Source organism: Kitasatospora sp. NPDC056327 (genome assembly GCF_042261735.1).
Taxonomy (GTDB): domain Bacteria; phylum Actinomycetota; class Actinomycetes; order Streptomycetales; family Streptomycetaceae; genus Kitasatospora.
In genome coordinates this window covers 1-22,134 of the sequence record NZ_JBHJRC010000122.1, presented here as the reverse complement: position 1 = coordinate 22,134, position 22,134 = coordinate 1, and the positions used below count along the sequence as shown (strand labels likewise).

Genomic DNA, 22,134 nt, shown 5'->3' with positions numbered 1-22,134 from the left:
GGTCAGGCCTTGCGGAGCTGGAAGGCCAGGCCGAGGGAGTCGTCGGCGAAGGTCTCGGACTGCCAGTCGGCGGCACCGGCGGCGAAGTCGGTCGCGAGGACCTCCTCGGCGACCAGGGCGCCGTGTTCGGCGATGGCCTCGGCGGTCTCGTCGCTGGTGGCCCGCCAGCGCAGGACGATGCGGTCGGCGACGTCCAGGCCGGAGTTCTTGCGGGCCTCCTGGATCTGGCGGATCGCGTCCCGGGCGACGCCGAGCCGCTTCAGCTCGGGGGTGATCGTCAGGTCGAGGACGACGGTGGCACCGGACTCGTTGGCGACGGCCCAGCCCTCGCGCGGGGTCTCGGTGATGATCACCTCGTCGGGGGAGAGCGCGACGGTCTCGCCGTTCAGCTCGACGGAGGTGGTGCCCCCGGCGCGCAGTTCGGCGGCGAGCACGGCGGCGTCCGCGGCGGCGACCGCCTTGGCGACGTCCTGCACGCCCTTGCCGAAGCGCTTGCCCAGCGCGCGGAAGTTCGCCTTGGCGGTGGTGTCGACGAGCGAGCCGCCGACCTCGGCCAGCGACTCCAGGGCGGAGACGTTGAGCTCCTCGGCGATCTGCGCGCGCAGGTCGGCGGGCAGCTCGTCCCAGCCCTGGGCGGCGACCAGCGCCCGGGACAGCGGCTGACGGGTCTTCACACCGGACTCGGCGCGGGTGGCCCGGCCGAGCTCGACCAGCCGGCGGACCAGCGCCATGTGGCGCGAGAGGTCCGCGTCGACCAGCGACTCGTCCGCCACCGGCCAGGTGGCCAGGTGGACCGAGGCGGGGGCGTCCGGGGCGACCGGGACGACCAGGTCCTGCCAGACCTGCTCGGTGATGAACGGGGTGAGCGGGGCCATCAGGCGGGTGACGGTCTCCAGCGCCTCGTGCAGGGTGGCGAGCGCGGCGGCGTCGCCCTGCCAGAAGCGGCGGCGCCCGCGGCGGACGTACCAGTTGGAGAGGTCGTCGACGAAGCCGGAGAGCAGCTTGCCGGCGCGCTGGGTGTCGTACGCCTCGAAGGCCGCGTCGACCTCGCGGACCAGGGTGTTCAGCTCGGAGAGCACCCAGCGGTCCAGCTGCGGACGGTCGGCCGGGGCCGGGTCGCCCGCGGACGGGGCCCAGCCGGAGGTGCGGGCGTAGAGGGCCTGGAAGGCGACGGTGTTCCAGTAGGTGAGGAGGGTCTTGCGGACCACCTCCTGGATGGTGCCGTGGCCGACCCGGCGGGCCGACCAGGGCGAGCCGCCGGCGGCCATGAACCAGCGGACGGCGTCGGCGCCGTGCTGGTCCATCAGCGGGATCGGCTGCAGGATGTTGCCCAGGTGCTTGGACATCTTGCGGCCGTCCTCGGCGAGGATGTGGCCCAGGCAGACGACGTTCTCGTAGCTGTTCCGGTCGAAGACCAGGGTGCCGACGGCCATCAGGGTGTAGAACCAGCCGCGGGTCTGGTCGATCGCCTCGGAGATGAACTGCGCCGGGTAGCGCTTCTCGAACAGCTCCTTGTTCTCGTACGGGTAGCCGTACTGGGCGAAGGGCATCGAGCCCGAGTCGTACCAGGCGTCGATGACCTCGGGGACCCGGGTCGAGGTGCCGCCGCAGTCGCGGCAGGCGAAGGTGACCTCGTCGATGTACGGGCGGTGCGGGTCGAGCCCGCTCTGGTCCGTGCCGGTGAGCCCGGACAGCTCGGCCAGTGAGCCGACGCAGGTGAGGTGGCCCTCCTCGCAGCGCCAGATCGGCAGCGGGGTGCCCCAGTAGCGGTTGCGGCTGAGCGCCCAGTCGATGTTGTTGTTCAGCCAGTCCCCGAAGCGGCCGTGCTTGACGCTCGAAGGGAACCAGTTGGTGGCCTCGTTCTCCCGGATCAGGGCGTCCTTGACCGCGGTGGTGCGGATGTACCAGGACGGCTGCGCGTAGTAGAGGAGCGCGGTGTGGCAGCGCCAGCAGTGCGGGTAGCTGTGCTCGTACGGCAGGTGGCGGAAGAGCAGGTCGCGGGCCTGGAGGTCCTTGACCAGGACCTCGTCGGCCTTCTTGAAGAACTGGCCGCCGACCAGCGGGACCTCGGGGGCGAAGGTGCCGTCGGCCAGCACCGGGTTCACCACCGGCAGGCCGTACCGGCGGCAGGTGGCGAGGTCGTCGGCGCCGAAGGCCGGCGACTGGTGGACGATGCCGGTGCCGTCCTCGGTGGTGACGTAGTCGGCGTTGAGGACGTAGTGGGCGTTCTCGATCTCGACCAGGTCGAACGGGCGGCGGTAGGTCCAGCGCTCCATCTCGGCGCCGGTGAAGGACTCGCCGGTCGGCTCCCAGCCCTCGCCGAGGGCCTTGGCCAGCAGCGGCTCGGCGACGACCAGCCGCTCGGTGCCGTCGGTGGCCACCACGTAGGTGACCTCGGGGTGCACGGCGGCGGCGGTGTTGGAGACCAGGGTCCACGGGGTGGTGGTCCACACCAGCAGGGCGGCCCGGCCGGCCAGCGGGCCGCCGGTCAGCGGGAAGCGGACGAAGACCGAGGGGTCGACGACGGTCTCGTAGCCCTGGGCCAGCTCGTGGTCCGACAGGCCGGTGCCGCAGCGCGGGCACCAGGGGGCGACCCGGTGGTCCTGGACCAGCAGGCCCTTGTCGAAGATCTGCTTGAGCGACCACCAGACGGACTGCACGTAGGACGGGTCCATGGTGCGGTAGGCCTGGTCGAGGTCGACCCAGTAGCCCATCCGGGTGGTGAGCTCGGCGAAGGCGTCGGTGTGGCGGGTCACCGACTCGCGGCACCTGGCGTTGAACTCGGCGATGCCGTACGCCTCGATGTCCTGCTTGCCGGAGAAGCCGAGCTCCTTCTCGACGGCCAGCTCGACCGGGAGGCCGTGACAGTCCCAGCCGGCCTTGCGGGCGACGTGGTAGCCCTTCATCGTCCGGTAGCGGGGGAAGACGTCCTTGAAGACGCGGGCCTCGATGTGATGGGCACCGGGCATGCCGTTGGCGGTCGGCGGGCCCTCGTAGAAGACCCACTCGGGGCGGCCCTCGGACTGTTCGAGGCTGCGCTGGAAGATCTTGCTGTCCTGCCAGAAGGACAGGATCCGGTGTTCGAGCGCCGGCAGGTCGACCTGGGCGGGAACGGGGTTGTAGGTGCTCATCGCGGCGACTGCCTCCGGCGGATGCGTGGACGGGATCCGACGGAGGGACGAGACGGCAAGCCGCCCCGCGGTACCACCCTCCTTGGCCGCGGTGGTGACTGCGGCCCTCTTGTTTGGGCTTGCTGCCGGGTCTAGCGGGGGCGGGAAATCCCGCCGGCCGTTCTTCCGGCGGCTCCGGGGTGATCTTCGCGCGGTGCACACCCCCGGGCTCGCACCGTCCCCGGGTCGCTGGTGGCTGCGTACTGCGGTACTCGTCCCCATCTGCGCCTTGCAGGCCCAGTGTATCGGCCGTCGCAAGTCGGTTTCGGCGCGCCGGGGCGTGGGGCACAACTCTGTTCGGCGTGCTGGGCGTGGCGCCTGTGACGTCTGCCTGGGTGGGATCATTGTGAGGCGCCGGTATGTCATGTTGTGACCGTTTTTGATCGGGATTATCGTTCCGGCACTGGAGGCCGCCGGGAACCGGCGGCTCGATTCGTTCGTAGATGGGGTCGAAGCCATGGCTGAGAAGGCAACCGGCGCGGGTACCGCCACCAAGCGGACACGCAAGGCCGTGGCAGGCGATCCAGGGGAGGGGACCGTGACCACTACCGCACGGCGCAAGAACACCACCGAAACCGCCCTCGTGGCCCCCGGCCGCACCCGTACTCCGGCCCCGGCCCAGGCCGCCGGGCGGCCCGCCGGCGGCGCCGAGTCGGTCGACCCGGCCGAACTGCCGGTCCGTCCCGGCGAGGACCCGTGGACCTCCGGGGAGGTCCACGAGCTGCACGCCGAACTGATCGGCGAGCTGGAGCGGCTCCAGCAGGAGATCGACGCGGCCGAGGCCGCGATCACCGGCCTGATGCGCGACTCCAACGACGGGGCCGGCGACGACCAGGTGGACGCCGGCACCAAGAACATCTCGCGGGAGAGCGAGCTGGCGCTGGCCAACAACGCCCGTGACAGCCTGGCCCAGACCGAGCACGCGCTGGCCCGGCTGGAGGGTGTCGGATTCGGCGTCTGCGAGTCCTGCGGACAGCCGATCGGCAAGGCCCGGCTGCAGGCCTTCCCGAGGGCGACGCTGTGCGTCCAGTGCAAGGCGAAGCAGGAGCGTCGCTGACCACTCGGGGTGACCGGCCGGGGCGACGCGGGGGGCCGGGCTTGCCGTAGGCTCGACCCCGTAACGTCGCCCGATCCGTCGAGATCGGGTTCCCACCGGTCATCGGCCCACCACGTCACGGCAGCGGAGCGGATCATCAGTACGCAAGGTTCCCCCCAGACCCGGGACGAGTCCGTCCCGAAGCCCGCCGATGTCGTGGCGAAGACCCCGGCCGAGGGCGACGCCCGGACCGGGGACGAGGAGCGCACGGCGGCCCCCGTGCCGGCGGAGGAGCCGGCCGGGGACGCCACCCCCGCCGGGGGCGCCGGACCGGCCGGGGAGGCCGCCGCGGCCGAGGAGCCGAAGGGGCCCCGGCGGGTCGGCGTGCTGATGGTCGTCGCCCTGCTGGCCTTCCTGATCGACTTCGGCAGCAAGCTGCTGGTCGTGGCCCGGCTGGAGAACCACGCCGCGATCAAGGTGATCGGCGACGTGGTGACCTTCCAGGTGATCCGCAACTCCGGCGCCGCGTTCGGCATGGGCCAGGCACTGACCGTCGTCTTCACCATGATCGCCTCGGCGGTCATCGTGGTGATCTGGCGGATCGCCCGCCGGCTGTACAGCCTGCCCTGGGCGATCGCGCTCGGCCTGCTGCTCGGCGGCGCGCTCGGCAACCTCACCGACCGGCTGTTCCGCTCGCCCGGCGTCTTCCGCGGGCACGTGGTGGACTTCATCTCGGTCCAGCACTTCGCGGTCTTCAACCTCGCCGACTCGGCGATCGTCTGCGGCGGCATCCTGGTCGTCCTGCTCTCCTTCCGGGGCAGCAACCCGGACGGCACCATGCACCAGCAGGCCGACAAGGACGAGAAGGCGGCGGAGAAGGCCGAGTAGGCCCGCCGGGCGGAACGGCCCCGGGCGGGAGCGGACGGCGGCGCGCCGCGCGTCCGGCATACTCGTACGGGTGAGTACCGCAGCGCAGATCCGCAGCCTTCCCGTTCCCGACGGCCTGGAGGGCGAGCGCCTCGACGCCGCCCTCGCCCGGATGTTCGGCTTCTCCCGGACCAAGGCCGCGGAGCTGGCCGCCGACGGCAAGGTGACGCTCGACGGCGCCGTCGCCGGCAAGTCGGACCGGGTCACCGCCGGCTCCTGGCTGGAGGTCGAGATCCCGGCGCCCGCCGCGCCGGTGCGGATCGTCGCGGAGCCCGTCGAGGGCATGCGCATCGTCCACGACGACGAGGACATCGTGCTCGTCGACAAGCCGGTCGGCGTCGCCGCGCACCCGAGCCCCGGCTGGACCGGCCCCACCGTGATCGGCGGGCTGGCCGCGGCCGGTTACCGGATCTCCACCTCGGGCGCCGCCGAGCGCCAGGGCGTCGTGCACCGGCTCGACGTCGGCACCTCCGGGCTGATGGTGGTGGCCAAGTCGGAGCGCGCCTACACCGACCTCAAGCGGCAGTTCCACGACCGGATCACCGAGAAGAAGTACCACACGCTGGTCCAGGGCCACCCGGACCCGCTCAGCGGCACCGTCGACGCGCCGATCGGGCGCCACCCCGGCGCCGACTGGAAGTGGGCCGTCACCCGCGAGGGCAAGCCGTCCGTCACCCACTACGACCTCGTCGAGGCGTACCGGGCGGCCTCGCTGCTGGACATCAAGCTGGAGACCGGCCGCACCCACCAGATCCGCGTCCACATGTCCGCGCTGCGCCACCCCTGCGTCGGCGACCTCACCTACGGGGCCGACCCGACGCTCGCCAAGCGGCTGGGCCTGACCCGGCAGTGGCTGCACGCGGTGTCGCTGGGCTTCGAGCACCCGGCGGACGGCGAGTGGGTGCAGTTCGCCAGCGAGTACCCCGCGGACCTGCGCAAGGCGCTGGACATCATCGCGTCGGAGAGCTGAGGAGTGCGGGGATGGGCGTGACGATCCGGGTCGCGGACGGCGAGGCGGACCTGGCGCTGGCCCGCGCCGTCCGGCACGAGGTGTTCGTGGTCGAGCAGCACGTGCCCGAGGAGCTGGAGTACGACGAGCTGGACGCCACCTCCGAGCACCTGCTCGCGGTCGGGCCGGGAGGCGAGGCGCTCGGCACGGCACGGCTGATCTTCGGGGAGCGGGCGCTGGAGGTCACCGGCGGGATCGGCGGCCGGGTGCTGCTCGGCCGGCTCGCGGTGCTGAAGGAGGCCCGGGGAACCGGTCTCGGCGCGGAGCTGGTGCGGGCGGTCGAGGCCGCCGGCGCGGCGCGCGGGGCGCGCGAGGTGGAACTGCACGCGCAGGTGCAGGCGCTCGGGTTCTACGAGCGCCTCGGGTACGCGGCGGAGGGACCGGTGTACGACGACGCCGGGATTCCGCACCGGACGATGACCCGGGTGCTGTAGAACAGGGGCCCCTGAGGTTCGTGGGCGCCGGTGCTTTTATCGGACGCCTACTCCGCGGGCGGCTACGATCACGCCCATGGAGCTCGGTGGGGCGTGGCGCCGGTGGCGAGGCCGTGGGACGGCCGCCGGACGGAGACTGGTGGCCGGGGCGGTGGCCCTGGTGGCCGTGGCCGGCGTCGGGACGGCGGTGGCCGTCGCGGCCGACGGCGACCGGCCCGTCCGGCAGGAGGACCGGTTCCTCGCGATGCCCGAGACGCCCGGCAGCACGCAGGTCGTCCAGCTGGACACCTCCTTCTTCACCACCGGTGACGGCCCGCGCCCGGCCGTCCTGCTGGGGCACGGCTTCGGCGGCTCCAAGGAGGGCGAGCGCGAGCGCGCCCAGGAGCTGGCCCGGCAGGGGTACGCGGTGCTGACCTGGTCGGCGCGCGGCTTCGGGCGCTCGGGCGGGAAGATCGGGCTCAACGCCCCGGAGCGCGAGGTCGAGGACGTCCGGCACCTGGTCGACTGGCTCGCGCAGCGCCCCGAGGTGCGGCTGGACGGGCCCGGCGACCCCCGGGTGGGCATCACCGGCGCCTCGTACGGCGGTGCGGTGGCGCTGCTCGGCTCGGCGTACGACAGCCGGATCGACGCGGTGGTCAGCGCGATCACCTGGTGGAACCTGGCCGACGCGCTGTTCCCGCAGGGGGTGCGCGGCTCGGGCGCGGTCGACGGCGTGTTCAAGAAGCTCTGGTCCGGCATCTTCTTCACCACCGGCTCGGTGGGCGAGCTCGGGCCGTCCGGCGGCGCGGCGCGGCCGGCCCTGGCACCGGAGCAGGGCGGCGGACAGGTCGGCTGCGGGCGGTTCCTGGACGAGCTGTGCCGGATGTACGACCGGGTGGCGACCGCCGGGCACGCCGATCCGGAGGCCGTCGCGCTGCTCGACCGCTCCAGCCCCTCCTCGGTGGCTGCGCGGCTGAAGGCGCCGACGCTGGTGATCCAGGGCCAGCAGGACTCGCTGTTCCCGCTCGACCAGGGTGACGCGATCGCCCGGGCGGTGGCCGCCAACGGCGCCCCGGTCGCGGTCGACTGGTTCGCCGGCGGGCACGACGGCGCGACCGACACCAGCGACCGGGTGGACGCCCGGATGACGGGCTGGTTCGACCACTTTCTGAAGAACGACGGCCTGAAGAACGACGGCGCGACGGAGGGCGGCGCGAAGGCCGCGGCGGCGGGCGCCGGCGCGGCGTTCCGGGTGACCCGCACCGGCGGCGTCGACTCGACGGGCTTCCAGGCGGTGCTGCGCGGGGCGACCGCGGACGCGTACCCGGGGCTCGGCGGGACCGGCTCCCGGCAGGTCGAGCTGAAGGCCCCCAGCGGTGAGGCCGAGCAGGCCTTCGCCAACCCGGCCGGCGGTGCGCCGTCCAACATCTCCGCGGTGCCCGGACTGGGCGGGCTGTTCAGCCAGGCCTCCTCGCTGGGCGCCGGGCCGGCGCTGGACTTCCCCGGACAGTTCGCCGCCTTCGAGTCGGCGCCGCTGGACTCCTCGCTGCACCTGACCGGGCAGCCGACGGTGCCGGTCCGGGTGCGGGCCGACCGGCCGGACGCGGTGCTCTTCGCCAAGCTGTACGACGTCGCCCCGGACGGCAGGCAGAGCCTGCCGCAGCAGCTGTCCGCACCGCTGCGGGTGACCGGGGCGGACGCGCCCGGGGGGCGGGACGTCACGGTGGCGCTGCCCACCGTCGACCACACCTTCGACGCCGGGCACCGGCTGCGGCTGGTGCTCGCCTCGACCGACCTGGCGTACGCCTCGCCCGCCGAGCCCGCCGTCTACCGGGCGGCCGTCACCGGGCCGGTGACCGTGCCGACCGTGGACGGGCTGGTCACCGAGTCGGCGCCGCTGCCGGCCCGGACCTGGGTGCTGCCACTGGTCGCGCTCGCGCTGGCCGCCCTCCTGGTCCTGGTGCCGGGGCTGCGCGCGGCCCGGGCCGCGCGCCGGGCGCACGGCCCGGCCTACGACCCGGCGCTCGCCGGTGTCCCGCTGCAGATCACCGGCCTGAGCAAGCGCTACAAGGGCGCCGCCGACCGGTACGCCGTCCGCGACCTGGGCTTCCGGGTGGAGCGGGGCCAGGTGCTCGGGCTGCTCGGGCCCAACGGCGCGGGCAAGACCACCACGCTGCGGATGCTGATGGGCCTGATCCGGCCGGACGCCGGCGAGATCCGGATCTTCGGCCACCTGGTGCGGCCCGGGACGCCGGTGCTCTCCCGGGTCGGCGCGTTCGTGGAGGGTGCGGGCTTCCTGCCGCACCTCACCGGGCGGGCCAACCTGCGGCTGTACTGGCGGGCCACCGGCCGCCCGGAGGCGGACGCGCACCTCGACGAGGCGCTGGCCATCGCCGGGCTCGGCGAGGCGCTGGACCGGGCGGTGCGCACGTACTCGCAGGGCATGCGCCAGCGGCTGGCGATCGCCCAGGCCATGCTCGGCATGCCGGACCTGCTGATCCTCGACGAGCCGACCAACGGGCTGGACCCGCCGCAGATCCGTGAGATGCGCGAGGTGATGATCCGGTACGCGGCGGCCGGGCGGACCGTGATCGTCTCCAGCCACCTGCTGGCGGAGGTCGAGCAGAGCTGCACCGACCTGGTGGTCATGGACCGGGGCCGGCTGGTCACCACCGGCGCGGTCGCGGAGATCGTCGGCGCGGGCACGCAGCTGATGGTCGGCACCGACGCCTCGTTCGGGGCGGCGGACCTGGCGGCGGCCGCCGACAAGGTGGCCGCGCTGGCCGGGGTCGGGTCGGCCGAGGCCGTGGAGGGCGGGCTGCTGGTCCGGCTGGACGGCATGGCGGGCAGTCAGCTGCTCGCCGAGCTGGTGCGGCTCGGCGTGCCGGTGGAGTCGGCCGGGCCGCAGCGCCGGCTGGAGGACGCGTTCCTGTCGCTGATCGGAGGTGCGGCGTGAGCGCCGGAATTGCCGAGGTGCCGCCGGAGGTGCCGGCGGAGGTGCCGCCCGTGGTGTCGCCGGACCACGCGTCCGGGTACCGGGCCGGGCGGACGCTGCCGTTCCGGGTGGAGGTGGTCCGCCAGCTGCGGCGCCGCCGCACCCTGGTGATCGGCGGGGTGCTGGCCGCGATGCCGCTGCTGGTGCTGGCCGCGTTCGCGGTGGCCGGCACCCCGGGGCGGACCGACCGGACCACGTTCATCGAGCTGGCCACCGCGTCCGGACCGAACTTCGCGACGACCATGCTCTTCATGGGCACCGGCTTCATGCTGGTGATCCCGGTCGCGCTGTTCTGCGGCGACACGGTGGCCTCGGAGGCGAGCTGGTCCTCGCTGCGGTACCTGCTGGCCGCGCCGGTGCCGCGGGCGCGGCTGCTGGTGCGCAAGTTCCTGGTGGGACTGCTCTTCTCGGCGGCGGCGGTGACCCTGCTGCCACTGGTCGGACTGCTGGTCGGGACCCTCGCGTACGGCTGGGGGGACCTCGAACTGCCCGCCGGGGCGAGCCTGGGCGCCGGGGAGGCGCTGCCCCGGCTGGCGGTCGCGGTGGCGTACGTGTTCCTGAGCGAGATCGTGATCGCCGCGGCGGCGTTCTGGCTCTCCACCGCCACGGACGCACCGCTGGGTGCCGTCGGCGGGGCGGTGTTCGCCTCGATCATCACCGGGGTGCTGGACGCCATCACGGCGCTCGGCGACCTGCGGGCCTGGCTGCCGGCGCACTGGCAGTACGCGTGGGCGGACGCCCTGCAGCCGCGGCTGGAGTGGGGCGGCATGGTGCAGGGGGTCTCGCTGTCGCTGTCGTACGCGGTGGTGCTGCTGGCGCTCTCCTACCGGGGGTTCGTCCGCAAGGACGTGGTCTCGTAGCGGTCCGGGGGGCGGCCGGACGGCAGGGGCCCCGTCCTCCGGGGGCGGCCGGAGGACGGGGCCGGGTGCGGTGGTGGCCTGCCGCGGGAGCGGGTGCGGTCACCCGACGGGGGAGTCGGCCCGCTCGATCCGCTGGGTGCCGGACCTGGTGCGGTAGGAGCGCGTCCAGGTGCTGGTCGCGTCCTTGCGGGTCCGGTCGGAGAGGACGTAGTAGTCCATCTGGGTCTGGGCCGGGGTGACCTCCAGGACGCCGTAGCCGTGCGAGTCCAGGTCCACCCACTTGATGTGCGGGTTGGCGGCCTTGACGGCGGCGGCGGCGACCAGCGAGAGGGTCTGCGGGGCGACCTTGAGGAAGTCGTCGATGTTGTCCGAGGTGACCGAGGTGACCACGAACTCGGTGGCGGCGCTGCCCGACAGCGGGTAGGTCGCGGCCTCGTTCGGGACGTCCGAGGCCCAGGCCGAGTGGATGTCGCCGGTGAGGAAGACGGTGTTGGTGATGCCGTTCGCCCGGAGGTGGCCGAGCAGCTCGCGGCGGTCGTGGGTGTAGCCGTCCCACTGGTCGGTGTTGAGCGCCAGGCCCTCGCCCGGCAGGCCGAGCAGCTTGGCGAGCGGGCGCAGCAGGTAGTCCGGCAGCGAGAGGAGGGCGAGCGGGGAGATCATCACCTCGTTGCCGATCAGGCGCCAGGTGGTGTCGGAGGCGGACAGGCCGCTCTTCAGCCAGTCCAACTGGGCGCGGCCGGTGAGGGTGCGGTCGGCCGAGTCGACCTCGCCGTTGCCGACCTTGACCTGCTGGGAGCGGAACGAGCGCTGGTCCAGCAGGTGCAGGTCGGCGAGCCTGCCGTAGCGCAGCCGGCGGTAGGTGGTGCCGGCGACGGACGGGCGGACCGGCATCCACTCGAAGTAGGCCTGCTTGGCGGCGGAGACCCGGGCCGCCCAGTCGCCCTCGGTGCCCGGGGTGTGGTTCTCGGCGCCGCCGGACCAGGCGTCGTTGGCGAACTCGTGGTCGTCCCAGATCGCGATGGCCGGGACCCGGGCGTGCAGCGCCTGGAGGTCCTCGTCCGTCTTGTAGCGGCCGTGCCGGGTGCGGTAGTCGGCGAGGGTGAGGATCTCGTGGGCCGGGGCGTGCGGGCGGACCACGGAGCCGCGGGCGCAGAACTCGCCGGTCCGGTACTCGTAGATGTAGTCGCCGAGGAAGAGGAAGGCGTCGAGGTCGCCGCGGGCCGCGAGGTGGCGGTAGGCGGAGAAGTAGCCGGCCTCCCAGTTGGCGCAGGAGGCCACGCCGAAGCGGAGCCGGTCGAGCGCGGCGTCGGCGGCCGGGGTGGTGCGGGTGCGGCCCACGGGGGAGGTGACGGCGCCGGCGGTGAACCGGTACCAGTAGGCGGTGTCCGGGGCGAGGCCGCGGACGTCGGCCTTGACGGTGTGGTCGGTGGCGGCGGAGGTGGTCACGGTGCCGCTCGCCGCGATCCGGGTGAAGCCCTTGTCGGTCGCGAGCTCCCAGCGGACCCCGGTGTCGGCGCCGAGGCCGGAGCCGGGGACGGCACCGGGGGCCGGGGTGACACGGGTCCAGAGCAGGATGCCGTCCGGCAGCGGGTCACCGGAGGCGACACCGTGCAGGAACTGCGGGGCGTCGGCGGCGCGGGCCGCGGCGCCGAGGGTCAGCGGGAGGGCGGCGGCGCCCGCCACGACGGCGGTGGCCCTGAGCACCTGGCGGCGGTGCGGGCGGGCGGAGGTCATGTCATTGCCGAGGTCGGTCACGGCGGACAGGCTACCCGTGGGTAATGACGGCTTCCAGATGCCGAACTGACTGTTCGTCGGTGATTCACCGGGGTGTGGCGTCCCGCCACCCCGGCGGGTGGACGCGGCCACCTGGCGGTCATGGGCGATGATGGGGTGTTCCCGTCCGCTGCAAGGAAGTTCCTCCCGTGGCCCAGATCCTGCTCCTGCACTCCGCCTACGGCCTGCGTCCCGCCGTCCGTGCCGCCGCCGACCGGCTGCGCGCCGCCGGGCACACCGTGCACACCCCCGACCTCTACGACGGGCGGACCTTCGACGACGTCGAGGAGGGCATGGCGTACAAGGAGGAGCTGGGCAGCGAGGAACTGCTCCGCCGCGCCGTCGGCGTGGCCGCGCCGCTGCTCGCGACCGGCACCGCGCTCGTCTACGCCGGGTTCTCGCTCGGCGGCTCGCTCGCCCAGAACCTCGCCCTCGCCGACGAGAACGCGCTCGGCCTGCTCCTCCTGCACGGCACCTCGGACATCCGCGAGGACGCGGCCACCTCGATCCCCGTCCAGCTGCACGTCGCCGAGCCGGACCCGTTCGAGCCGGAGGACTGGCTGAACGCCTGGTACCTCAACATGCGCAGGATCGGCGCGGACGTCGAGATCCACCGCTACCGCGGTGCCGGGCACCTCTTCACCGACCCGGACCTCGCCGACCACGACGCCGAGGCGGCGGAGCGGACCTGGGCGGTCGCCCTGGACTTCCTGACCGAGCTGGACGGATAGGGCCGGTGGACACCGGTGGGACCCCGGAGGGGCGGGCGGCGCTGCACGACTACCTCGTGCGCTGCGAGGAGGCCGTGGCCAAGGTGGGGTTCACCCTTCCCGACGGGCGGGAGTTCCTCGGCTGGATCGTGGAGGTCGCCGGGGACCGGGTCCTGCTGATGTGGGCGCCGGGGCCGTACGACGACCACGACCCCGGGGACGAGTGGATCCCGCTCGCCGGGATCCGGCCCGGGACCGCCGCCCGCTACGACACCGCCGTCCGCGGCTGGGTCCCGTACCCGGGCTGAGCGCCCCCTGCGGGAGACCGCCCCGGGGCCGGCCCCGGGGCGGGGGAGGATGGGGGCGTGACGAGGATGAGTGACGGGCGGTACGCGCCGGCGGGATCGTTGATCGGGATGGTGCAGCGGGGGCGCGGGCTGGGGGCCCGGATGGTCGCCGAGGATCCGCGGGGGACCGCGGAGGTGGTCGGGGCGTGCGTCCGGTGGGACTGGCGGTGGGACGCGGCCGACCAGCGGGCGGTGTACCTGGCGCGGCTGGTGCGGGACGCCGGGCTGCGGGACCCGGAGGTGCCGGCGGAGGCGGCGGAGGCCGGGGGACGGCGGCACGAGGAGGCCGGGGCGCCCGAGGGGGACGTCGAGGCGCTGGTGGGGCGGCTGGAGCGGGAGTGGGTGGAGCGGCGGTGGTGCGGGCCGGTGCGCACGGCGCGGGCCCTGGCGGGGTTCGGGAGCGGGGCCCGGGGCGCGGTGTCGCTGCTGCGGCGGTTCTGGCTGTGGACGCCGCACTCGTACGAGCGGGTGGGGTACCTGGAGGCGCTGGCGGCCATCGACCCGGCCGGGCTGGACGGGATCTACGCGGAGTGCCTCTGGGACTGCGAGGAGGACGCCCGGCTGCTGGCGGTGGAGCGGGCTCCGGACGGGGCCGGGGTGCGGGCGAGGCTGGCGTACCTCAGGGACGACGGGCTGGAGGGGGAGCGGGTCAGGGCCGCCGCCGCGGATCGGCTGGCGGCCCTGACCCGGGTGGGCTAGGGCCCGGCAGTGATCCACAAGAGACGCCCTAGAGGCCCGGGATGCGGTTGTTGCGGTAGAGGTCGACGAAGAGCTGGTGGTCGGCGCGGGCCCGGGCGCCGTAGGTGTGGGCGAAGTCGACGAGCATCGCGGTGAAGCCTGCCTCGTCGCGGCCGATGGCCTCGTGGATGGCGTGCTCGGTGGAGAACGGGACCAGGGTGTGGCCGCTGGACGACTCGTCGGCGGCGGCGTGCATGGTCGCCGTGGCGCGGCCCAGGTACTCGGTGACCGTCAGCAGGTCGGGCAGCTCGTTGAGGTCGCGCCAGTCGAGGTCGGTCGCGTACGGGGACACCTCGGCGACCAGCTGGCCGCGGCCGTGGAGGGTGGTGTGGCCGAGCCAGGGGTCGCTGTGGGCCTGGAGGGCGCGCTGGGAGATGACCGTGCGGTGGCCCTCGTGCTCGAAGTAGCCGGCGATGGCGGGGTCGGTGACGTGGCGGGAGACGGCCGGGGTCTGGCCCTGCTTCATGTAGATGATCACGTCGTTCTCCAGGGCGTCGGTGTGGCCCTCCAGGAGCACGTTGTAGGAGGGGAGCCCGGCGGAGCCGATGCCGATGCCGCGGCGGCCGACCACGTCCTTGACCCGCAGGGCCGCCGGGCGCACCAGGGAGGTGGGCGGCAGGGTGGTCAGGTACTCCTCGAAGGCGGCGAGGACCTCGGCCCTGGTGGCCTCGTCCAGCTCGAAGGCGCCGCCCGCGAGGCGGAAGCGGCGGTCGTAGCCGTCGATCACGGTGTCGCCGTCGAGCAGCGAGACCCGGGTCCGCAGGCGGGCCTGCCGGAGGGTGTCCAGGACCGGGCCGCCGGCGGTGTCCAGGGTGTACGGGACGGCGTCGCCGGTGGTGAGGTGGGACGAGATCCGGGCGCGGTAGGCGTCGGCGAAGGAGGTGACGAGCTCGGTGATCGTGGCGTCGGAGAGCGCCTTGGCGTAGCCGATCAGCGCGAGGGAGGCGGCGAGGCGCTGGACGTCCCAGGTGAAGGCGCCGACGTAGGCCTCGTCGAAGTCGTTGACGTTGAAGACGAGCCGGCCCTCGGCGTTGAGGTAGGTGCCGAAGTTCTCCGCGTGGAGGTCGCCGTGGATCCACACCCGACTGGTTCGCTCGTCGAGGAAGGCCCCGCCGTAGGAGGAGAACGCCTCGCCGGTGACGTCCGCGTAGTAGAGGGCGGCGGTGCCCCGGTAGAAGGCGAACGCGGAGGCGGCCATCTTGCGGAACTTGACCCGGAAGGCCGCCGGGTCCCGGGCGAGCAGGTCGCCGAACGCCGTGTCGAAGACGCCGAGGACGGTTTCCGCGCGGTCGGTGGCGGCGAGCGGCTGGTGAGACATGGTGCCGGTTCCCTTGCGGTGAGTGAGTGCGGAGGGGCGAGTGGCTGAAGGCTAGAGTAGGAACGTGAACGCGTGAGTGACGGTCCGGGCCCGGTAATCGGCCCGGACCGCACCTGTTTCCGGGCACCCGCTGTGACCGGCGCGTTCGCCGGCCCCACCCGCCAGCACCGAGCCCACGGAGGCCCCGCCTTGAGCGACCAGCCGTTCGCGCACCTGCACGTCCACACCGAGTACTCGATGCTGGACGGCGCCGCCCGGCTGAAGCAGATGTTCAAGGAGGTCGAGCGCCTGGGCCAGACGCACGTGGCGATGACCGACCACGGCAACATGTACGGCGCGGCCGAGTTCCACAAGCAGGCCACCGCCGCCGGCATCACCCCGGTGATCGGCATCGAGGCGTACGTCGCCCCCGAGTCCCGGTCGAACACCAAGCGCGTCCTGTGGGGCCAGCCGCACCAGAAGAAGGACGACGTCTCCGCGTCCGGCGCGTACACCCACAAGACCATCTGGGCCCGGAACAAGGAGGGTCTGCACAACCTCTTCAAGCTGACCTCGCGCTCCTACTCCGAGGGCTGGCTGGTCAAGTGGCCCCGGATGGACAAGGAGCTGATCTCCGAGCTGTCCGGCGGCCTGATGGCCACCACCGGCTGCCCCTCCGGCGAGCTGCAGACCCGGCTGCGCCTGGGCCAGTTCGACGAGGCGCTGCGGTCGGCCGGCGAGTACCAGGAGATCTTCGGCAGGGAGAACTACTTCCTGGAGCTGATGGACCACGGTCTGGACATCGAGAAGCGGGTCCGCGACGGCCTGGTCGAGATCGGCCGCAGGCTGAACATCCCGCCGGTGGTCACCAACGACTCGCACTACACCACCGAGGCCGACGCCGGCGCCCACGACCTGCTGCTCTGCGTGCAGACCGGCAAGAACCTCTCCGACCCGGACCGCTTCCGGTTCGACGGCACCGGCTACTACATCAAGTCGGCCGCCGAGATGTACGCCCTCGACCAGTCGGAGGCCTGGCAGGAGGGCTGCCGCAACAGCCAGCTGCTGGTGGCGTCCCGGGTCGACACCGAGGGCATGTTCGAGTTCCGCAACCTCATGCCGCGCTTCCCGATCCCGGAGGGCTTCGACTCCGAGGCGGACTTCTTCAGGTCCCAGGTGTGGCAGGGCATGGACCGGCGCTTCCCCGGAGGCTACGACGACGAGCACCGGAAGCTCGCCGAGTACGAGATGGACACCATCGTCCAGATGGGGTTCCCGGCGTACTTCCTCGTGGTCGCCGACTTCATCATGTGGGCCAAGGACCAGGGCATCGCGGTGGGCCCCGGCCGCGGTTCGGCGGCCGGCTCGCTGGTCGCGTACGCGATGGGCATCACCGACCTCGACCCGATCCCGCACGGCCTGATCTTCGAGCGCTTCCTCAACCCCGAGCGCGTCTCCATGCCCGACGTCGACATCGACTTCGACGAGCGCCGGCGCGGCGACGTGATCCGGTACGTGACGGAGAAGTGGGGCGCCGACAAGGTCGCCATGATCGTCACGTACGGCACCATCAAGGCGAAGGCCGCCATCAAGGACTCCTCGCGGGTCCTCGGCTACCCGTACGCGATGGGTGACCGGATCACCAAGGCGATGCCGCCGGACGTCATGGGCAAGGGCATCCCGCTGTCCGGCATCACCGACAGCAGCCACCCGCGCTACGGCGAGGCCGGCGAGATCCGCGGGCTGTACGAGAACGACCCGGACGTGCGGAAGGTGATCGACACCGCGCGCGGCATCGAGGGTCTGATCCGCCAGCCCGGCGTGCACGCGGCCGGCGTCATCATGTCCGCCGAGCCGCTGACCGACCACATCCCGGTCTGGACCCGGCACACCGACGGCGTCACGATCACCCAGTTCGACTACCCCACCTGCGAGGGCCTCGGCCTTCTCAAGATGGACTTCCTCGGCCTGCGCAACCTGACGATCATGGACGACGCCGTCAAGGCGATCGAGAGGAACAAGGGCGTCAGGATCAACCTGCTCGACCTGCCGCTGGACGACAAGCCGGCCTACGAACTGCTGGCGCGCGGTGACACGCTCGGCGTCTTCCAGCTCGACGGCGGTCCCATGCGCTCGCTGCTGCGGCTGATGAAGCCCGACAACTTCGAGGACATCTCCGCCGTCCTGGCGCTCTACCGGCCGGGCCCGATGGGCGTCAACTCGCACACCAACTACGCGCTGCGCAAGAACGGGCAGCAGGAGATCACGCCGATCCACCCGGAGCTGGAGAAGCCCCTGGAGGAGGTGCTCCGGCCGACCTACGGCCTGATCGTCTACCAGGAGCAGGTGCAGAAGGCCGCGCAGATCCTGGCCGGCTACTCGCTCGGCCAGGCCGACCTGCTGCGCCGCGCGATGGGCAAGAAGAAGAAGGAGATCCTGGAGGCCGAGTTCGTCCCGTTCCAGAAGGGCTGCCGGGAGCGCGGCTACTCGGACGCGGCGATCCAGGCGGTCTGGGACGTGCTCGTCCCCTTCTCCGGCTACGCGTTCAACAAGGCGCACACGGCGGGCTACGGACTGGTCTCCTACTGGACGGCGTACCTCAAGGCCAACTACCCGGCCGAGTACATGTCCGGCCTGCTGACCTCGGTCAAGGACGACAAGGACAAGTCGGCCGTCTACCTCAACGAGTGCCGGAAGATGGGCATCAACGTCCTGCCGCCGGACGTCAACGAGTCGGACGCGGACTTCACCCCGCACGGGGACACCACCGTCCGGTTCGGCCTGACCGCGATCCGCAACGTCGGCGGGCCGGTCGTCGAGTCGATGATCCGGACCCGGAGGACCAAGGGGAAGTTCTCCTCGTTCCCGGACTTCCTGGAGAAGGTGGAGTCGGTGGTCTGCAACAAGCGGACCGTCGAGTCGCTGATCAAGGCGGGCTCCTTCGACTCGCTCGGGCACACCCGCAAGGGCCTGACCGGGCAGTTCGAGCCGATGATCGACAACGTCGTGGGGATCAAGCGCAAGGAGGCCGAGGGACAGTTCGACCTCTTCGGCGGCGACGCGACGAGCGACGAGCCGACCTTCGGCCTGGACGTGGTCTTCTCCGAGGAGGAGTGGGAGAAGTCCTTCCTGCTCACCCAGGAGCGGGAGATGCTCGGCCTCTACGTCTCCTCGCACCCGCTGCACGGCATCGAGCACGTGCTCGCGGAGAAGGCGGACTGCGCGGTGGCGGACCTCGCGGAGCGGCCGGACGGGTCGATCGTCACCATCGGCGGCATCATCTCGGGCCTCCAGCGGAAGATGACCAAGCAGGGCAACGCCTGGGCGATCGCGACGGTCGAGGACCTCGCGGGCTCGATCGACTGCATGTTCTTCCCCGCCAGCTACCAGCTGGTGTCCTCGCAACTGGTCGAGGACGCGGTGGTGTTCGTCCGCGGCAAGGTGGACAAGCGGGAGGACGTGCCGCGGCTGATGGGAATGGAGCTGAACGCCCCCGACCTGTCGAACGCGCAGGCCGAGCCGCCGATCGTCATCATCATCCCGGACGGCAAGGTGACGCCGCCGCTGGTGGCGCGGCTCGGCGAGGTGCTGAGCAGCCACCGGGGGACGACGGAGGTCCGGGTCCGGCTGGAGGAGGAGCACCGGACGACGCTGCTGCGGCTGGACCGGCACCGGGTGAAGTCGGACCCGGCGCTGTTCGGCGACCTCAAGCAACTGCTCGGGCCGAGCTGCCTGGCGGCCAACGCGCCCTGACCCGGGCGGCCGGCGGCGCCCCGGCCGGGCTCCCGGGGCGCGCCCGCCCGGGCCCGGGCGGCACCGGCTCCGGGCGGGCGCGCCCGGCTCACGCGGAGTTGCGCAGCGGGGCCGGGACGGCGGTGTGCAGGGCGGAGACGAAGGCCGAGATCGCGGGGTGGGCGCCGGCCCCGGCGCGGAAGGCCGTCCGGGTGCGGCGGTACATCGGCAGCCGGGTGAGGACGACCCCCGGCGGCGGCCGGTCGATGCCGAGGTGGGGGACCAGCGCGACGCCCTGGCCGGCCGCGACCAGGGCGAGCACGGTGGCGAAGTCGTCGATCTGGTGGCGGATCCGGGGGGCGAAGCCGGCGCTCTCGCAGGCGCGGACGGCCATGCTGTGGCACAGGGTGCCCGGCGGGGCGAGGATCCAGGGCTCGGCGCGCTGGTCGGCGACGGCGCCGGGGACCCGGGCGGCCAGGTACATCGGCTCGGTGAAGATCGGCAGGGTCATCGCCAGCCCGGGTTCCGGGTCGGCCGGGACCAGGTCGTACTCGTGCACCAGGGCGACGTCCAGCTCGCCCGCGCGCAGGGCCGCCGCGACCTCGGCCGGGTCGACCTCGGTGACCATCGGTTCCAGGCCCGGGTGCCAGCCGGCCAGCTCGGCGAGGACGGCGGGGATGATCGCGCGGGCGGCCGAGGGGTAGGTGCCGATCCGCAGCGGGCCGGCCAGTCCCTCGCGGGCGTGGGCGAGCTCCGCGCCCGCCTGTTCCAGCCGTTCCAGCACGGCCTCGGCGTGCCGCACCAGGTTGTGTCCGGCCGGAGTGAGGGCGACCCGCCGGCCGGTGCGTTCGAGGAGCGGGACACCGGCCTCCTTCTCCAGCACGGACAGCTGCTGGGAGACCGCCGAGGGGCTGAAGCTGAGGGCCTCGGCGACGGCGGCGATGGTGCCGAGGTGGGCGAGTTCGCGCAGCAGGCGCAGGCGTCGGACGTCGAGCATCGGCCCAGCTTACGAGAAGCTTCGGAAACGTGAACTGGACCTGGGGGATCGGTGGGCCGCAGGATCGGGGGCATGGAACTCAAGGGCATTTTCGTCCCGCTGGTCACCCCCTTCGCGGCCGACGGCTCGGTGGCGCTGGACGCGCTGGAGAAGCTGGCCGGCTCGGTGCTGGACGACGGGGCGGCCGGTCTGGTCGCGCTCGGCACCACCGGCGAGCCGGCCGCGCTGACCGCGGACGAGCGGCAGGCCGTCGTCGAGGTGTGCTCGGCGGTCTGCGCCGCGCGCGGGGTGCCGCTGCTGGTCGGCGCGGGCGGGCCGGGGACGGCCGCGTCCGCCGCCGAACTGGCCGCGCTGGCCGGGCGGGTGCCGGGGGTGGCGGGTGCGCTGGTCACCGTGCCGGCCTTCGTGCGGCCGGGCGAGGCCGGGACCGTCGCGCACTTCCGGGCGCTGGCGGAGGCCAGCTCGGTGCCGCTGGTCGTCTACCACATCCCCTACCGGACCGGGCAGGCGCTCTCGGGTGCCGCGCTGCTGGAGCTGGCGGCCGTGCCGGGGCTGGTGGGCGTCAAGTACGCGACCGGCGGGGTGGACCAGGCGGCGGTCGAGCTGCTGGCGGCGGCGCCCGGGGGGTTCTCGGTGCTGGGCGGCGACGACGCGGTGCTGGCGCCGCTGCTGGCGCTGGGCGCGGCCGGTGGCATCCTGGCCTCCGCGCACCTGGCGACCGGGCGTTTCGTCGAGCTGGCCGCGGCCTGGCGGGACGGCGACGCCGTACGGGCCCGGGCGCTGGGCAACCGGCTGACCGCGCTCGCGGTGGCGGCCTTCGCGGCGCCCAACCCGACGGTGATCAAGGGCGTGCTGCACGCCCAGGGACGGATCCCGACGCCGGACGTCCGGCTGCCGCTGCTGCCGGCCGGCCCGGCGGAGGTCGAGCGGGCGCTGGAACTCGTCAATGGTCTGGACCACTGACGACCACTGGATGGAATACCGGGCCGTCCGGCGCGCGTGACAAGGCATGATGGGCGGAGTGCGGCTGTGAACAGCACGATCAAGAGGAGTTAGTCGGATGAAGATCGGCATTGTCGGGGCCACCGGTCAGGTCGGCGGAGTGGTCCGCGAGATCCTGGCCGAGCGCAACGTTCCGGTCGAGCAGCTGCGGCTGTTCGCCTCGGCCCGTTCGGCCGGACGCACGCTGCCCTGGCAGGGCACCGAGATCACCGTCGAGGACGCGGCCACGGCCGACTACACCGGTCTCGACGTGGTGATCTTCTCGGCCGGCGGCTCCACCTCCAAGGCGCTCGCCCCCAAGGCCGCCGCCGCCGGCGCCGTCGTCATCGACAACTCCTCCGCCTGGCGCCGCGACCCCGAGGTCCCGCTGGTGGTCTCCGAGGTCAACCCGGAGGCGATCGCCGACCGCCCCAAGGGCATCATCGCCAACCCGAACTGCACCACGATGGCCGCCATGCCCGTGCTGCGCCCGCTGCACGAGGAGGCCGGTCTCGCCGCCCTCGTCGTCTCCACCTACCAGGCCGTCTCCGGCAGCGGCGTGGCCGGGGTGGCCGAGCTCCGGGACCAGGCGGCCAAGGTCGTCGACGGCGCCGCCGCGCTCGCCCACGACGGCTCGGCGGTCGAGTTCCCCGAGCCCAAGGTCTACCGGCGCCCGATCGCCTTCAACGTCGTCCCGCTGGCCGGTGCGATCGTCGAGGACGGCTCCAACGAGACCGACGAGGAGCAGAAGCTCCGCCACGAGAGCCGCAAGATCCTCGGCATCCCCGGGCTGAAGGTGGCCGGCACCTGCGTGCGCGTCCCGGTCTTCTCCGGCCACTCGCTCCAGATCAACGCCCGCTTCGAGCGCCCGATCAGCCCCGAGCGCGCGGTCGAGCTGCTGGCCGGCGCCCCCGGCGTCGAGCTCAGCGAGATCCCCACCCCGCTCCAGGCCGCCGGCCGGGACCCGAGCTACGTCGGCCGGGTCCGCGCCGACGAGACGGTGGAGAACGGCCTCTCGCTGTTCGTTTCCAACGACAACCTGCGCAAGGGCGCCGCGCTCAACGCCGTCCAGCTGGCCGAGCTGGTCGCCGCCGAGCTCGCGGGCTGAGCAGCCGGGTTCGGTACGAGGCCCCCCGTCCGGGAACGGAC

The 22,134-nt window shown here is 73.1% G+C and carries 16 protein-coding genes; 12 read left to right on the top strand and 4 right to left on the bottom strand.

Features of this window, described 5'->3' with window-relative positions; genetic code table 11:
• Nucleotides 1–2: 2 nt before the first annotated feature.
• Nucleotides 3–3,131, bottom strand: coding sequence for an isoleucine--tRNA ligase (ileS, locus tag ACFCX4_RS19265; protein ID WP_376143914.1), 3,129 nt, complete (start codon nucleotides 3,129–3,131; stop codon nucleotides 3–5).
• A 577-nt stretch (nucleotides 3,132–3,708) separates the two neighbouring features.
• Here ileS and ACFCX4_RS19260 point away from each other — a divergent pair.
• From ACFCX4_RS19260 to ACFCX4_RS19235, 6 genes are all read left to right on the top strand, one after another.
• Nucleotides 3,709–4,227 carry a TraR/DksA family transcriptional regulator gene (locus ACFCX4_RS19260; RefSeq protein WP_376143912.1) on the top strand — a complete coding sequence of 173 codons (519 nt, stop codon included), beginning with the start codon at nucleotides 3,709–3,711 and terminating at the stop codon, nucleotides 4,225–4,227.
• Nucleotides 4,228–4,359: 132 nt separating this feature from the next.
• A complete protein-coding gene (gene lspA, locus ACFCX4_RS19255) occupies nucleotides 4,360–5,094 on the top strand; it encodes a signal peptidase II (RefSeq protein WP_376143920.1) in 735 nt (244 codons plus the stop codon).
• Between the two features lie 70 nt (nucleotides 5,095–5,164).
• Nucleotides 5,165–6,103 carry an RluA family pseudouridine synthase gene (locus ACFCX4_RS19250; RefSeq protein WP_376143910.1) on the top strand — a complete coding sequence of 313 codons (939 nt, stop codon included), beginning with the start codon at nucleotides 5,165–5,167 and terminating at the stop codon, nucleotides 6,101–6,103.
• 11 nt (nucleotides 6,104–6,114) lie between these two features.
• Nucleotides 6,115–6,576: a GNAT family N-acetyltransferase gene (locus ACFCX4_RS19245; RefSeq protein WP_376143908.1), complete on the top strand. Its 462-nt coding sequence runs from the start codon at nucleotides 6,115–6,117 to the stop codon at nucleotides 6,574–6,576.
• A gap of 76 nt (nucleotides 6,577–6,652) precedes the next feature.
• A complete protein-coding gene (locus ACFCX4_RS19240; protein ID WP_376143906.1) occupies nucleotides 6,653–9,511 on the top strand; it encodes an alpha/beta fold hydrolase in 2,859 nt (952 codons plus the stop codon).
• 29 nt (nucleotides 9,512–9,540) lie between these two features.
• Complete coding sequence (locus ACFCX4_RS19235) at nucleotides 9,541–10,410, top strand: ABC transporter permease (RefSeq protein ID WP_376143918.1); 870 nt, start codon at nucleotides 9,541–9,543, stop codon at nucleotides 10,408–10,410.
• A gap of 99 nt (nucleotides 10,411–10,509) precedes the next feature.
• Here ACFCX4_RS19235 and ACFCX4_RS19230 read toward each other — a convergent pair whose 3' ends face one another.
• A complete protein-coding gene (locus ACFCX4_RS19230) occupies nucleotides 10,510–12,144 on the bottom strand; it encodes an alkaline phosphatase D family protein (RefSeq protein WP_376143916.1) in 1,635 nt (544 codons plus the stop codon).
• A gap of 188 nt (nucleotides 12,145–12,332) precedes the next feature.
• Between ACFCX4_RS19230 and ACFCX4_RS19225 the strand changes: the two genes are divergently transcribed.
• From ACFCX4_RS19225 to ACFCX4_RS19215, 3 genes are read left to right on the top strand one after another with little or no spacing between them, the layout of a single operon-like run.
• Entirely contained in the window at nucleotides 12,333–12,914 is a 582-nt protein-coding gene (locus ACFCX4_RS19225) for a dienelactone hydrolase family protein (protein ID WP_376143904.1), read from the top strand.
• Nucleotides 12,915–12,919: 5 nt separating this feature from the next.
• Entirely contained in the window at nucleotides 12,920–13,201 is a 282-nt protein-coding gene (locus ACFCX4_RS19220; protein ID WP_376143902.1) for a hypothetical protein, read from the top strand.
• A gap of 57 nt (nucleotides 13,202–13,258) precedes the next feature.
• Nucleotides 13,259–13,939 (top strand): hypothetical protein, encoded by a 681-nt coding sequence (locus ACFCX4_RS19215; protein ID WP_376143900.1) that lies wholly within the window; start codon nucleotides 13,259–13,261, stop codon nucleotides 13,937–13,939.
• Nucleotides 13,940–13,967: 28 nt separating this feature from the next.
• Here ACFCX4_RS19215 and ACFCX4_RS19210 read toward each other — a convergent pair whose 3' ends face one another.
• Entirely contained in the window at nucleotides 13,968–15,296 is a 1,329-nt protein-coding gene (locus ACFCX4_RS19210) for a DUF2252 domain-containing protein (protein ID WP_376143898.1), read from the bottom strand.
• A gap of 189 nt (nucleotides 15,297–15,485) precedes the next feature.
• Here ACFCX4_RS19210 and dnaE point away from each other — a divergent pair, with 189 nt between their 5' ends.
• Nucleotides 15,486–19,028, top strand: a complete 3,543-nt coding sequence (gene dnaE, locus ACFCX4_RS19205) for a DNA polymerase III subunit alpha (RefSeq protein ID WP_376143896.1) — start codon at nucleotides 15,486–15,488, stop codon at nucleotides 19,026–19,028.
• 88 nt (nucleotides 19,029–19,116) lie between these two features.
• On the opposite strand, the gene ACFCX4_RS19200 is transcribed toward dnaE, so the two are convergent.
• Nucleotides 19,117–20,004, bottom strand: coding sequence for a LysR family transcriptional regulator (locus ACFCX4_RS19200; RefSeq protein ID WP_376143894.1), 888 nt, complete (start codon nucleotides 20,002–20,004; stop codon nucleotides 19,117–19,119).
• A gap of 72 nt (nucleotides 20,005–20,076) precedes the next feature.
• Between ACFCX4_RS19200 and ACFCX4_RS19195 the strand changes: the two genes are divergently transcribed.
• Nucleotides 20,077–20,967: a dihydrodipicolinate synthase family protein gene (locus ACFCX4_RS19195; RefSeq protein WP_376143892.1), complete on the top strand. Its 891-nt coding sequence runs from the start codon at nucleotides 20,077–20,079 to the stop codon at nucleotides 20,965–20,967.
• 97 nt (nucleotides 20,968–21,064) lie between these two features.
• Nucleotides 21,065–22,093 carry an aspartate-semialdehyde dehydrogenase gene (locus ACFCX4_RS19190; RefSeq protein WP_376143890.1) on the top strand — a complete coding sequence of 343 codons (1,029 nt, stop codon included), beginning with the start codon at nucleotides 21,065–21,067 and terminating at the stop codon, nucleotides 22,091–22,093.
• The last annotated feature ends 41 nt before the right edge of the window (nucleotides 22,094–22,134 follow it).